The sequence below is a fragment of the Leptolyngbya sp. KIOST-1 genome (assembly GCF_000763385.1).
In the GTDB taxonomy this organism is placed as follows: Bacteria; Cyanobacteriota; Cyanobacteriia; order Phormidesmidales; family Phormidesmidaceae; genus Nodosilinea.
The window spans coordinates 2,636,385-2,649,686 of record NZ_JQFA01000002.1 but is presented as its reverse complement, the minus strand read 5'-3'; the positions used below and the strand labels follow the sequence as shown (position 1 = coordinate 2,649,686).

Below are 13,302 nucleotides of genomic sequence, written 5' to 3'. Positions count from 1 at the left end.
TAAGCATTCTACTGGGGGCAATTCAGATTTTTTGAGCCGCCTCAGGCATGGTCACGGGAGCCATGGGAGAATGGCCGTTTTGCTGGGGCAGGATGGAGTATTCCGGATAGCCCTCAATGCCAAAGTCAGCCAGGTCCAGACCGGCGATTTCTTCGGCCTCAGAAACGCGCAGCAGGCCCAGCTTTTTGAGCACAAAGCTGACCCCATACCCGGGCAGAAAACCCAGCAGTATTGCACAGATGAGCGCCCCAATCAGCTGAGCCCCAAAATTGATCGCAGGTATCCCATCCGGCTGAGGATAACCAGCGGCAAAAATGCCCACCATGAGGGAACCAAATACCCCGCAGTAGCCATGGACAGCAAATGCCCCAACAGCATCGTCAATGCCGGCTCTTTCGACCGCATTGCCAACAAAGGGCATGGTGTAAGCTCCAACAAAGGCGAGGATAATCACAATCGCCGGGCTATAGATATCCATGGCCGCTGCCGAAGAAATAATGCCCGCCAGTCCACCCGAAATGGTGTAAAACGGGTCGGCCTTAGAACCCATGTAGGCACCAACCAAACCGGCAGATAGCGCCAGAGTGGTGTTGACCCCGACGGAGGCCAGCGTCATCGGCGTGCCGTAGATGGTGATCTCGACCGTCTGACCCGGCACAAAGATCACGCAGGCGGCCAGGAAGGCGTAGAACCCGACAAAAATCAGCATTAACCCCACCATAGTGAGGGGCAAATTGTGGGGCATAATTACCCGAGGTTTGCCCTGGGCATCAAACTTGCCAATCCGGGGACCGAGGTTGAGCAGCACCCCAAGGGCAAAGAACCCCGCCACGGCGTGGAGCAGGGCAGAACAGCCAAAGTCGTGGTAGCCCATCTGGGTAAAGAACCAGCCGTAGGGGTTCCAGCCCCAGGAGGCGGCGACCACCCAGGTAAACGAGCCCAATACAATGGCCAGAATGCCGTAAGCTCCGATCTTGATCCGCTCAATCACCGCGCCGGAGAGAATCGAGGCGGTGGTCATGGCAAACAGGGCGAAGGCGAACCAGAACACGCCCGTTAAATTATCGGCGATGTTGGGACCCAGCGCCGGGGACCAGGGGTAGGAGGCTTCCACCAACTCCAGCACCTCACCGACGGTGCCACCAGCGGCGGCATCAGTCCAGGGTCCGACAATGCCGCCCTGGAGGGGAAACAGCGGAAAGGCGTTGTAGACCCACCAGCCAAAGAAGAAGAAGGTGAGGCCCACCAGCGATAGGGTCATCAGGTTTTTGACCATGGTGGCCAGGACGTTCTTGGAGCGGGCTGCGCCACCCTCATACGCTAAAAAGCCCACATGGATTAGCAACATGAGCACCGAGGCCCAATAGTAGTAAGACTCTGAGACAAAAGTTGCTAAAAACTCTTGCGATTCAGGAGACATAGATAACTCCTAGCTGTCAAATAATTTGCACGAAGGAACCGACGAAAATGCAACGACCAACCTGTGAATTTAGCGATTGTCATTGCACCTAGGACATCGACCCTTGCTGCGGCCCTTGCTGCGTTTGGAGACTGAAGCAGGGCAATGGCGTATAGCCATCGCTTTAAGGGAATCGGCTATGTCCTAACTGGTCTGACGGGGCTTCACAAGTGGGCTAAATTAGGTAGATGAAGCTGAGCGATACAGCCGTTCGACTGTGCCAAGGCAAAGCACTACAGCTCTCTTGGAGAACTGTTAGAGCTGTAACAAGGCCAGAAGCAAATCAATCAAACCCAGGGCTAGAGATGAAGTTAAATCAGTTGAAAAACTCCCAATATTGGGCCGGACTTGGTACAACTAAGCCAGTCAAGTCGCCTTAACCAACTTGTTATGTCAAGAGTGTGCAATGCAAGCTAGGTATGAGCTGTAGTGAGCGATACTGAACTGTGGTTGAAGGCTTGAATCAGCGCCCAAAAAGTTTCAATTTGGTGGCGAGCCAGGTGTAGTTCTAAACCCGATCGACTCCCCATCGGGTGGTGCCAAATCAGTACAGAAATGGAGTTTACCTGAGCGGGTACTGCCCTGTGCAGCGGCAATGGGGTAAGTCGGTGGGGGGCTCGAACGGTGGCCAGCGCCGCGATCGCAGGCCAACCCTCCCCCGGCAGAGCCACCGCCCCCAGCCAGTCCAGCGACTTCACCCACAGGCTGAGGTTGAGCGCCGCGACCCGCTGATCCAGCGGGCCAGGGTAGGTGACACGAAAGTTGCGATCGCACAGCCGCAGCACCGCACAGGGCAATCCGTCCAGCTCGGTCTCCAGCGACTGAAACGGGGCCAGGTGATCCACCGCCTCGCCGAATAGTGCTCTGGCGGCCACCAGCCCGTCGACCCCCGCCATATCCCAGGGCTGTGAAACCGTGACCTCTTTGTTAAATTCGTTCATGCTCGCACCCGATTTTTGGTGGGGTCAAAGGTGGCTAGGGGACCCACCGTGGCCAGCACCCGCCGTTTCAACCCATCCAGCAGACCCACCTCCACCGAGGTTCCAGGTTCGGCATACTCAGGCACCACCTGGGCCATGGCGATGCTGGCGTTGAGGATGGGCGAAAACGTGGCGCTGGTGATCTGCCCCACCCGCCACTGTTCCCCGGCGGCAAACACCGGCTGCCCGTGGGCCGCCACCTCTGGCCCCGTCAGCACCAGGCCCACCGCCAGCCGGGGGGGACGGCGACGGATCGCCTCCAGCGCCGCCCTGCCGATCAAGTCGGGCTTTTTCAGCGCCACGGCCCAGCCGATACCCGCCTGGTAGGGCGAGGTCAAATCGTCAAACTCATGGCCCCTGGCCAGCAGTCCGGCTTCAATACGGGCGCGATCGAGCGCCTTCATCCCCAGGGGCAGCATTCCCCAGGGTTGTCCGGCCGCCATCAGCATTTTCCATAGGGTCGCGCCGTGCTGGGGCGACACAAATAGCTCGTAGCCCAGTTCTCCGGTGTAGCCCGTGCGCGAAATCAGCAGTGGCAGGTGCTCCACCTGAGCCTCGATAAATTGAAAATAGCCCAGGTTCGCCACCTCGGGCACCAGGGTTTGGAGCAGGTTGCGAGCCAGGGGGCCCTGGAGGGCCAGGTTGTGGAGATCCACGGTCTCAATGGCCACCGTCCAGCCTTTTTCCTGGGCGACCTTGTGCAACCAGGCACCGTCAGTATCGCAGTTGCCTACGTAGCGGTAGCGGGTGGGGCTAAAGCACAACACAATGCCGTCATCGACAATGCCGCCGTGGGGGTTGAGCAGGCAGCCGTAGGCCCCCTGCCCAGGGGCAATTTTCTCTAGATTGCGGGAGAAGGCGTGCTGCAGCAGGGCAAAGGCATCGGCTCCACGCACCTCAAACTTCCGCAGCGCCGAGAGGTCCATCAGCGCGGCCCGCTGGCGCAGCGCCCAGTACTCCGCCTGGTCGCCCTGGTGGGCAAAGCTGCCGGGCACCCAAAAGCCGTTGTACTCGGTCAGGTCGTCGGTGAGCTGGCGAATGCAAGGGGTGAAGGCGCTGTCCTGGGTGAGGCGCAGGGGAAAGTCCGCCGCGACCCGTCGACCAATTGCGCGGGCAAAAGTCTGCCCCGCCGCGTAGATCCGCACGTGAATGGGGGTGGGATGCCAGCCGTTGGCTGGGTCGATGTCGTCGGGGCAGGCGGAACTGGCGCAGAGCACGTCCTGGTGGGCCAGCAGCAGCACGTAGTCGCCGGGGCGCGACAGGGGTTCGGCAAAGCCGATCGCCCCCTGGCCATCGACGCTGGTGTTGTAGAAAAAGTTGAGCGCAGGCCAGCCTGGACGGGGAGCAATGCCGTAGGGAGCCAGCACCCGGTTGAAGTTGTCGCTACAGCTGGGGTGACCGGGATACCCGGCGTCTTCGTAGTAGCGGGCGGTGCAGGCAAGCAGAAAACTGTCGTGGCGACCGCAGGTATCCTGCACCACTTCGACCAGGGGCTGCATCGCCTGGGAAAAGACCTTGCTGGGTAGCCCCGCCTGGGGGACCGCCAGCCCCGTCAGCGTGCGGGTGACGGTGGCATCCAGCGGATCGCCATAGCCCTGGCCACCAAAGGCCAAAAAATCGGAGCACTGGGAGCCTGCCACATCAATAAGTTGGACGTACTGGCCAGCGGTGACGGGGTAGGCGATCGCGTCTCCCGGCGCAATTCGATACTCTGCCACTACCTCACCCAGGGGCGGCGGCACATCACTGTATCGCTTTGCTATGGGACGCTGGAGGGGAGTTGTCATAACAAGATTCCACCAGATGTCCTTGGGGCGCGTGGTGGTGCAGGCTACCGAACCGGGGGGGGCTGACGCGCAAACCGGAAACCGCAAAGGCTCGCGAAAGCCGTAGCGCTGGCGAAACTCTAAACCCGATTACTGACGAACCTCTAAAAGTAAGTGGGTGAAACCCTGGGGTTATCTGACGATTTCCCAAAATAGGGTATTGACCCGAAAGAAAATTTTGTCGGGATCTGCATTTCTGCCCTTGGTCATTTTTAGAGCGGTTTTCCACCTTACTTTGCCCCTTAGCTCTGCGATCGCCGGAGTGGATGTGGAGTTTTTGGCAGCTAACGAGGGATCTGCCTGCAAATTTATGGGTATTGCAACCTGCTGTTTTTCACAGTTTGGGCTGACTAAAAAAATGGATCCAATTGCTGACAGCTTGAACGCCAAACGTAGCGTCCAAAGTCGCCAAGAAAATAAAATCATCCCAATGTTATCTATGCCTAACATTTTGGGTAGAATCTCTCTTGAGCAAGAGGTAACTTTCGCATTTTTGTATTCCTTTCGCCGTCACTCCGCTGATTCAAGACGTTCTGGCTTGCTCTGTTGGCCCAGCCACGGTTGGAAACAGGATGTTTTCAGGTTTGTGGAAGGCTTGCAACATTTATTACCTGTATTTTTTGCGCGATCGCAATTTAGACTCCCATGCTAAACCGCTTCATTAATCTCACCGGACTGGCTCTGGTGCTGAGTTTAACCGTGCCTGCTGCCCATCAGGCCCGCTCCAGTTACTGGCCCAACGCTGCTGGGAATACTGCCCCTGCATCAGAGGTGACACGGGAGTTCTCTGCCCTGCTGCCGCAGACCGCCGCATTGCTGGGCGAAAGCAGCCAATCTCTCACCGCCGAGACCACCATTGCCCCCCCGGCTGAATCTACCCAGGCCTTTGCTCCAGCACCAGAGAATGTGCGGTTAGAAATTCACCTGCGGCGTCGCGAAGTCTTAGTCTACCAGGGTGCAACCGTTGCCAGCCGCTATCCCGTTGGGATCGGTCGAGTCGGTTGGGAAACGCCGACTGGCACCTTTCGAGTGCGCCAGATGCGCGAGCACCCCACTTGGATCAGTCCATTTAATGGACAACGAATTCCCGGGGGTGATGCCCGCAATCCCCTGGGAACGCGATGGATTGGTTTTTGGACCGACGGCAACAACTGGATTGGGTTTCATGGCACTCGTAACCCCGCAACGGTAGGCAGAAACTCCTCCCACGGATGTCTTCATATGCACAGGGCTGACCTGGAGGACCTGTACCGGCAAGTCAGACTTGGCACCCCAGTCACGGTGCTGCCGTAGTTAGTTTGAGTGCGCTGACCTCATTCAGGTAGTAGAAAATCTCAGCTAATGCTAAACCAACGACAGATAAGGTCCAGCATGAGCCTCTTTAAGCTTTGAACTAACGCTCTTAAATGAGCCACGTTGAAATCGCTTTGAAGAGGTATTTTATGAACGCTCAAAATCGTATTACTTTGGCCCTAACTGGTTTAGCTGGAGCTTTGGTAACCGGGGTGCTGGTGGGTATGCCCAGTGTAACGGCTCAAGTTGGTGGTGGTGAACAAGCCCCCGGCACCACTCAGCAGCAACCCGGTACCACTGGCGCGGGTCAGCAACAGCAGCCCGGTACCACTGGCACCGTTCAACAGCAGCAGCCCGCCACCCCTGGCACTGGTCAACAGCAGCCCGGTACCATCCAACAGCAGCAGCCCGCCACCCCCGGCGCAGGTCAGCAGCAGCCCGGTACCATCCAACAGCAGCAGCCCGCCACCCCCGGCGCAGGTCAGCAGCAGCCCGGCACCATCCAACAGCAGCAGCCCGCCACCCCCGGCGCAGGTCAGCAGCAGCCCGGCACCATTCAACAGCAGCAAGATCAGTTTGACGATGACGCTCAGTTTGAGGCCGACGACAACGGCGACAACGGCGTTCGTGCCCTGTGGTAATGGAAAAGTTGGGGCTTAGCTTGCAGAATTGAGCCCCAACGAGCGGCAGAAGCAGGCAACACCAGCTTTTGCGGTTAACGCAGTCTATACAGGTTCAGCGTTGCGGTCTGGAACGACACCTTCCCGCCGTAACGCCGAATTTTTGCAGGGGCTTACCTGACCAGAGAACATCCGCAGGTCGGCTGTGCTTGATGAGTCCTAGGGCACAACTCTTACCGGTGTGCCCATTTCAATGCGGCCAAACAAGGCTTCTACGTCGGCATTGTGCATACGAATGCAGCCGTGGGACGCCGCCGTGCCGATGGACGAGGGGTCAGAGGTGCCGTGGAGGCCGACCCACATGTGACCGTCCGTCCAAAATCCAATCCACCGGGTGCCCAGTGGATTGCGTGAGTCATGGTTCGGAATTCGCTCGTCGGTGAAGGGATGTATCCAGATAGGATCTTCCTGCATCTGGCGCACTCGGAAGGTGCCGACGGGGGTTTCCCACCCAGCTCTGCCGATGCCAATCGGGTACTGCTCGATCCGCTTAGTACCCTCGTATAGCGTTACCCGACGCTGGCTGAGGCTGATCTCTAACCAAACCACTTCTTCAGCGGCTCTGGTTGAGTCGGCAAGAACCGCGGGAGAGTTAAAAAAGGAGGATGCTGAGGCGTGGGGATAGTCTTGCAGCAGCAGCCCCCCAATGGCATAAGGCGCAAGCCCCGCCGCTGCTACAAAACTCATGAGGCCAAATAACTGATTCCACGTTCTCATACTGGATCTCCTCGCCCTTTGTCTGACGTTCGGGCGATCGCCCAAGCGCCAATGGCCAGCCCAACCCACACCATTGCCAATCGAATAGCCCAGATCAGCCAACTGACCGAAGTTCGCTTATTTCAGCCTAAAAAGAGTGTCAGCAATTGCCAACACTCCATAGGACTGAAGTTTTCCCTTTGGTCAGTGTCCTGATCGGTCACCCGAGACGGTTACCCTGCCAAACTAACGACTCCCACGGCGCTAAGGCTGTGCACAGGGGAACAGCCCCGCTAAACTAGCGATAATCTAGTGGCATCGATTCTGGCCAAACCCCCTTAACTGTCAGCTCCAAACCAGGCCAGGGGCGGTGACCGCTCATGGATATGTCAGCCAAGGTTGATTGATAATAGCCCCTACGGATCCTTTCCCGCTCTCTCCCTACCATGCTCGGCTACTTGCTCAGGCGTCTGCTGATGGCCATTCCCACCCTGGTGGCGATTAGCGCGGTGATTTTCGTTATTTTGGCGCTGTCGCCCAGCAACCCCCTGGGGGATCTCGCCACCAACCCGGCCATTACGCCGGAGGTGCGGGAGAACATTGTGCGATCGCTCGGTCTCGATCAGCCTATTCATATCCGTTACTTAAAGTGGACGGCGGCGCTGTTTACCGGCAACCTGGGCTACTCCTTTACCAGTCGCCTGCCGGTAGTAGACCTGATTGCCCAGCGCCTGCCCGTCACCCTCTGGATCATTGGGGTGGCCTACCTGCTGAGCGTGGCCCTGGCCCTGCCCCTGGGCATTGTGGCGGCTCTGCGGCAAAACACCTGGGTGGATCGGGCGATTACCACCGTAGCGTTCATGGGGTTCTCAACCCCGCCATTTTTTTCGGGCCTGGTGCTGATTATTGTGCTGAGCGTGCGGTTGGGCTGGCTGCCTTTTATCTACGACAACACTCTGGTGGTGAGGGACCTGGGCAGTCTGGGGCAGTGGCTGCGGCAGTCGATCATGCCCATTGCCACGCTGGTGCTGTTTCAAACGGCGGTGCTGCTGCGGTTTGTGCGGGCCGCCATGCTGGAAGAAATTCCTCAGCACTATGTAAAAACCGCACGGGCCAAGGGACTGGGGCGCTGGCGTATCGTCACCCTGCACATGCTGCGCAACGCGCTGATTCCCGTTGTCACGCTGGTGGCGCTGGATATTCCCACCATTTTTACCGGGGCGCTGGTGACCGAGCAGGTATTTCGGGTGCCGGGGATTGGGGCGCTGCTGATTGAGTCTATCTACCGCAGCGATACCCCAGTCGTCATGGGGATTGCCTTTATTTATGGGGTGCTGGTGGTGGCCTTTAACCTGGTGGCGGATCTGCTCTACGTCGTCATTGATCCCAGGCTGCGCTATGGCCACTAACGTTGAGCTGGCGACTCGGCCCATCGATCCCGGTGGCCGAGCCGATCGCGCCTGGCGACGGCTATGGGGCGATCGCACCGCCCGGCTGGCCCTGGTGGCCCTGGGCCTGCTGCTGCTGGCTGTCACCGCTGGTCCGCTGCTCTACCAGGGGTCTCCCAGCGCCATCGACTTTGGCCGCGCCCTGCGCCCGCCGGGCCTGGCACACCCCCTGGGCACCAATGATCTGGGCCAGGACCAGCTGGCCCGGCTGCTGGTGGGGGGGCGCATTTCCCTGGCGGTAGGGCTGACCGCCACTCTGGTGGGCCTCAGCCTGGGGGTGGGCATTGGCGTGCTGGCCGGGTTCTACGGCGGCTGGCTGGACAGCCTCCTGATGCGCCTCACCGACCTGTTTTTGGCCCTGCCCCAGCTGCCCCTGGTGCTGCTGGTGGTCTACCTGTTGGGGGACCCGGTGCGCCGTGCCCTGGGGCCAGAGCAGGGTATCTTTTGGCTGATCGTGTGGGTGATCGGCGGCCTGAGCTGGATGCCCGTGGCCCGCCTGGTGCGGGCCGGATTTTTGAGCCTGAAGCAGCGCACCTTTGTCCAGGCGGCGGTGGCCCTGGGGGCGCGGCCCTGGGGCATTGTCAAAACCCATCTGCTGCCCAACATTTTGGGGCCGGTGATTGTGGCGGCCACCCTGGGAGTGGGCAACGCCCTGCTGGCCGAATCGACCCTGAGCTTTTTGGGGGTGGGCTTTCCCCCCGATGTGCCCACCTGGGGGCGGATGCTGTTCGATGCCCAGAACTACATCGAGAGCGCCCCTTACCTGGTGCTGGCTCCGGGCCTGGCGATTTTTTTGACGGTGCTGTGTATCAATACCCTGGGCGATCGCCTGCGGGATAGCCTCGATCCGACCAGCCGGTAGTCAGCCAGGCAAGTCTGCGACGAGGCAGACCCCTGGCGGTAGACTGGGCTTGGTACTCTACACCCCAGCCCCCTGTCTCGGCGGGTGCTCCCTATGGCTCTTCCCCAGCAGCAGCTGCTCACCCAGGTCGCCCGGATGTTTCCGGATGCGCTGTTCTACGCCCCGACCCAGGCCCAGATGGTGGCCCTCACCATCGATGATGTACCGACACCGGGCGATCGCAACGATGCCTCCACCCGGCTGATTCTCACTGCCCTCGATCGCTACAACCGCACCGCCGCGCACCCGGTGCGGGCCACCTTTTTTGTGATCACCGACCACCTCAACCCCGGCAGCACCATTCTGCAGGAGATCCTGGCCAGCGGCCACGAGATTGCCAACCACGGCACCACAGACACCACCCCTGCCATTTTGCAGCCGGTCCAGTTTGCCCGCCATTTTCAAGAGGCCCACGATCGCATCACCGACTTGATCCAGCAGCCGATTCGCTGGTACCGACCAGGACGCGGCTTCTATAACCGGGCCATGGTCGACCACATTCGGCTCACCCCCGGTTACGAGTCGCTGGTGGCTCTGGCCTCCATGGTTCCCTTCGATACCCTTAGACCCCTTAGTACCCCCAACCTCAACACCTGGTACCTGTCCCGGTTTATCTTTCCGGGGGCAATTTTTGTCATGCACGGCGGCTCCCTGGAGCGCTGTGTGCAAACATCCCAGGCGCTGCCCACCCTGCTGAGCCTGATCGATCGCCAGGGCTACCGGGTGGTCACCCTCTCAGACCTCTACGACAGCTTGGCGGCGACCGGCCCCACCGCTACAGCAGAAATTCCCACAGCGCCGCCGCCACCCCATCCGCATCCACCCCAGGGGCCACCCAGTCAGCCCCCTGTTTAACCGGCTCCGGAGCATCGCCCATGGCCACGCCAATGCCGGCGTAGCGCAGCATTTCCAGGTCGTTGAAGTTGTCGCCAATGGTCATCACCTGGTCAGGCTTGAGATCCAGCAGGTCTTCGGCCAAAAACCGCACCGCTTCGCCCTTGTGGGCTAGGGGATGGGTGGCCTCCACGAAGTATTCCACCGATCGCGTCAGGTACAGGTCTTCTGTAGGGTAGCGCTGGCTCAGGTGGGCCAAAATATCGCTGAGTAGGTCGATGTTGGTGCTCAGCGTCAGCAGCTTCGTGGTTTCGATCGCCACATTGTTGCTCAACAGCAGGGCCAAATCTCCGGCGGCGATCGGTCGAATGCCCGATCGCTGAGCATAGGCTTCAGTGTCGTCGATAATGCTCCGCACGTGGAGCTGATCGTCGATATACAGGTGAATCGACAGGTCATTGCGGGCCTCCATTGGGGCCAGGTAGGCCAAAATTTCCAGCGCCAGCCGGCGGGGTAGGGGCGTATGCCGGTGCAGCGTTTGGGTTTTGGGATCCTTAATGAAGGCCCCCTGGTAGGCCATCAGGGGTAGTGCCGAACCCACCAGCTGGTGAAACCGCAGGGCCGACTGGTACATGCGCCCGGTGGCGATCGCCACGGCAATGCCGCGCTGCTGCACCTGCCGAATGGCCTCCAGCACGGGGGCGGTGATTTCGTTGGAGACACCAGCTAGGGTGCCATCAATATCGAGCACAAGAAGACGAATGTCGACAGTCATGGGGTGAGCCTGGTGTGTTTTCCCTATGGTAGGCAATTGAGTCCTTGTAAGAGTTCTAACTGTCGCTGATACAAGACGAGAGCACCTTTCTCCAGCAAATCGCCATCTACCTAAAGGTAGGTATCTTTATTAAAACGTGAGCCCTCAGTAAAGCCCACTGCCAGAGCGCCCGCCCCAAGCTTACCTGGAGTAGCTTAGATCCAAGAACATAATTCTTCCTAACAACCCCCATGCTTTCCCCTGTGATTCTGGCTCAAAAACCTGAGGGGTTAAGTCGAAACTTGCCCAGCAGACTCCGTATTTTCTCTGGTTCTGCTAACCCTGGTTTGGCTCAAGAAGTGGCCCAATACCTACATTGCGAATTAGGGTTAATGGTGCGCAAGCGTTTCGCCGATGGTGAAATTTATGTTCAATTTCAAGAATCCATTCGTGGCTGTGATGTTTACCTGATGCAGCCCACCTGTCAACCGGTCAACGATCACCTGCTCGAACTCTTAATCATGATCGATGCTTGTCGGCGGGCATCGGCTCGGCAGATTACCGCTGTCATTCCCTACTACGGCTATTCTCGAGCCGATCGAAAAACTGCAGGGCGCGAGTCAATTACGGCCAAGCTAACGGCTAATTTAATTACACAAGCTGGGGCTCACCGCATTCTTGCCATGGATTTACACTCAGCCCAAACCCAAGGCTACTTTGACATTCCAGTAGATCACATTTTTGCTGCTCCCGTTCTGCATCGCTATCTACGGACTAAGGAAATCGATGACGTTGTGATTGTATCGCCTGATATTGGTGGTGTAGCTCGCGCCCGAGCCTTTGCCAAACACCTCAATGATGCACCTCTTGCGATTATCGATAAACGTCGCCCGGACCACAATTGCGCCGATATTATGAATGTGATTGGTGAAGTAAATGGTAAGACGGCAGTTATTATTGACGACATCATTGATACGGCGAGCACAATCACAGAATGTGCCCGCGCCCTCAAAGAGGCAGGGGCAAGTACGATCTATGCCTGTGCTACCCACGCTATCTTTTCTCCGCCAGCAATCAATCGCATTTCAAACGGTTTTTTTGAGAAGATAATTGTTACTAATACGATTCCAGTCCCTCAAGAAGAAGTTCAGCAACTCAAAATTCTATCCGTTGCCGAACTGATAAGCGAAGCTATTCGCAGAATTCATAAGGAGTATTCTGTCAGCAGCATGCTTCAGTCGCCTTAAGAGCTAAAAATTAAACATATGTTTGATTCTTCTCAACATTTTTAAGGAAATACCAGCATTAAAAATAAAATGCTTATTTTTAATTGTGTAGACATTATTTATTCAATAACTAGCTGTATTGTAAAACACGCTTGGAGCAAAAATATGCTATTCACTAAAGAAAAAAAATCTTTGTTGGTCTACTTGCTTGCGTTACGTCCTAAGCAATGGACAAAAAATTTAATTGTTTTTGCAGCCCCTATTTTCTCCTTGCAGCTTGATCCTGTTTCCTTGCTGCAATCTTTTCTAGCCTTTGTACTTTTCTGCGGCCTCTCTAGCGCCTTCTACTTGCTTAACGACATCGCTGATGTTCAATCAGATCGTTGTCATCCTACCAAGTGTAAGCGCCCAATTGCTGCAGGCTTGGTAAGCATTCCTACCGCCCTAACTATGGCCGGAATTTTGTTGGTGGGAACCGTAGCCGTTGGTTGGCTCCACCAGCCGCTGCTCGGCAGCACGCTGATAGCGTATGCCCTAATGCAGGTCGCCTACAACTTACGGCTCAAGCATACGGTCATCCTTGATGTAATCTGTATCGCCTCGGGCTTTGTGCTCCGAGCGTGTGCTGGGGCCGCTGCTACGGGAATTGTGGTTTCGGTGTGGTTCTTGCTCTGTACCGCTATGTTGGCCCTGTTTTTGGGGATTGAAAAACGCAAAGCAGAGCTTCGCGTTACAAAACTCAAAGGGGGACAAACTCGCCGTGTCCTTTACCGTTATTCTCAGCCCTTGCTAACCCGGATGGAAGGTACTGTTACTACTGGAGTTATTATGACCTACGCACTCTGGAGTGCTGGGCCTGTTGTTAACGGGGCAACTACGCCTTGGATGATGATTACTCTTCCCTTTGTTGCCTATGGAGTATTCCGCTACCAGTTTCTCAGCGATCCAGAGGAAATTAGTCGTCGCGCTAATGGTACCGACCACGGTGGCAAGACTGAACGACCGGAAGAGATCTTGCTTAGCGACCGTCCTCTTGGGCTGACCATAATTGCTTGGCTGATGATGGTTATCGCCGTGCTTTCACTGCACAATCAAGGTATTTTAGCCTAAAGTTTTGATATCAACTTCGAAGTTTTAGTTTGGATGATGTTAGGAGAAAAAGCCAACTCAGCTCTCTTAATCACAGGCAAAAATTTGATGGATTT

At 57.2% G+C, this 13,302-nt stretch carries 12 protein-coding genes; 7 read left to right on the top strand and 5 right to left on the bottom strand.

Going from position 1 to position 13,302, the window contains the following annotated elements:
* Nucleotides 1-22 precede the first annotated feature (22 nt).
* From NF78_RS11830 to NF78_RS11820, 3 genes are all read right to left on the bottom strand, one after another.
* On the bottom strand, nucleotides 23-1,420 hold the full coding sequence (locus NF78_RS11830) for an ammonium transporter (RefSeq protein ID WP_035986568.1): 1,398 nt from the start codon (nucleotides 1,418-1,420) through the stop codon (nucleotides 23-25).
* Nucleotides 1,421-1,872: 452 nt separating this feature from the next.
* A complete protein-coding gene (locus NF78_RS11825; protein WP_035986565.1) occupies nucleotides 1,873-2,400 on the bottom strand; it encodes a hypothetical protein in 528 nt (175 codons plus the stop codon).
* Complete coding sequence (locus NF78_RS11820) at nucleotides 2,397-4,226, bottom strand: DUF1989 domain-containing protein (protein ID WP_052050224.1); 1,830 nt, start codon at nucleotides 4,224-4,226, stop codon at nucleotides 2,397-2,399. The genes NF78_RS11825 and NF78_RS11820 overlap by 4 nt, the downstream gene beginning before the upstream one ends.
* A 684-nt stretch (nucleotides 4,227-4,910) precedes the next feature.
* Here NF78_RS11820 and NF78_RS11810 point away from each other — a divergent pair.
* Together NF78_RS11810 and NF78_RS31110 are read left to right on the top strand one after the other, a co-directional pair.
* Nucleotides 4,911-5,558, top strand: coding sequence for a L,D-transpeptidase (locus NF78_RS11810; RefSeq protein WP_081972592.1), 648 nt, complete (start codon nucleotides 4,911-4,913; stop codon nucleotides 5,556-5,558).
* Between the two features lie 149 nt (nucleotides 5,559-5,707).
* Nucleotides 5,708-6,199 carry a hypothetical protein gene (locus tag NF78_RS31110; RefSeq protein ID WP_156119739.1) on the top strand — a complete coding sequence of 164 codons (492 nt, stop codon included), beginning with the start codon at nucleotides 5,708-5,710 and terminating at the stop codon, nucleotides 6,197-6,199.
* 198 nt (nucleotides 6,200-6,397) lie between these two features.
* Here the strand turns inward: NF78_RS31110 and NF78_RS11800 are convergent, their stop codons facing one another.
* The gene (locus NF78_RS11800) at nucleotides 6,398-6,955 is read right to left on the bottom strand and encodes a L,D-transpeptidase (protein ID WP_197064818.1); all 558 of its coding nucleotides are present in this window, start codon (nucleotides 6,953-6,955) and stop codon (nucleotides 6,398-6,400) included.
* 425 nt (nucleotides 6,956-7,380) lie between these two features.
* Between NF78_RS11800 and NF78_RS11795 the strand changes: the two genes are divergently transcribed.
* The 3 genes from NF78_RS11795 (at nucleotide 7,381) to NF78_RS11785 (ending at nucleotide 10,138) form a co-directional block, all read left to right on the top strand.
* Nucleotides 7,381-8,343, top strand: a complete 963-nt coding sequence (locus NF78_RS11795; protein WP_035986557.1) for an ABC transporter permease — start codon at nucleotides 7,381-7,383, stop codon at nucleotides 8,341-8,343.
* The gene (locus NF78_RS11790) at nucleotides 8,333-9,244 is read left to right on the top strand and encodes an ABC transporter permease (RefSeq protein WP_081972591.1); all 912 of its coding nucleotides are present in this window, start codon (nucleotides 8,333-8,335) and stop codon (nucleotides 9,242-9,244) included. Before NF78_RS11795 ends, NF78_RS11790 begins: the two co-directional genes overlap by 11 nt.
* Before the next feature lie 93 nt (nucleotides 9,245-9,337).
* Nucleotides 9,338-10,138 (top strand): polysaccharide deacetylase family protein, encoded by an 801-nt coding sequence (locus NF78_RS11785; protein ID WP_052050220.1) that lies wholly within the window; start codon nucleotides 9,338-9,340, stop codon nucleotides 10,136-10,138.
* Here NF78_RS11785 and NF78_RS11780 read toward each other — a convergent pair.
* On the bottom strand, nucleotides 10,059-10,892 hold the full coding sequence (locus tag NF78_RS11780) for a Cof-type HAD-IIB family hydrolase (protein WP_052050216.1): 834 nt from the start codon (nucleotides 10,890-10,892) through the stop codon (nucleotides 10,059-10,061). The genes NF78_RS11785 and NF78_RS11780 overlap by 80 nt on opposite strands.
* A gap of 230 nt (nucleotides 10,893-11,122) precedes the next feature.
* Between NF78_RS11780 and NF78_RS11775 the strand changes: the two genes are divergently transcribed.
* Both NF78_RS11775 and NF78_RS11770 read left to right on the top strand, forming a co-directional pair.
* Nucleotides 11,123-12,118, top strand: a complete 996-nt coding sequence (locus NF78_RS11775; RefSeq protein ID WP_052050212.1) for a ribose-phosphate pyrophosphokinase — start codon at nucleotides 11,123-11,125, stop codon at nucleotides 12,116-12,118.
* Between the two features lie 69 nt (nucleotides 12,119-12,187).
* The gene (locus NF78_RS11770; RefSeq protein ID WP_263970585.1) at nucleotides 12,188-13,207 is read left to right on the top strand and encodes a decaprenyl-phosphate phosphoribosyltransferase; all 1,020 of its coding nucleotides are present in this window, start codon (nucleotides 12,188-12,190) and stop codon (nucleotides 13,205-13,207) included.
* The last annotated feature ends 95 nt before the right edge of the window (nucleotides 13,208-13,302 follow it).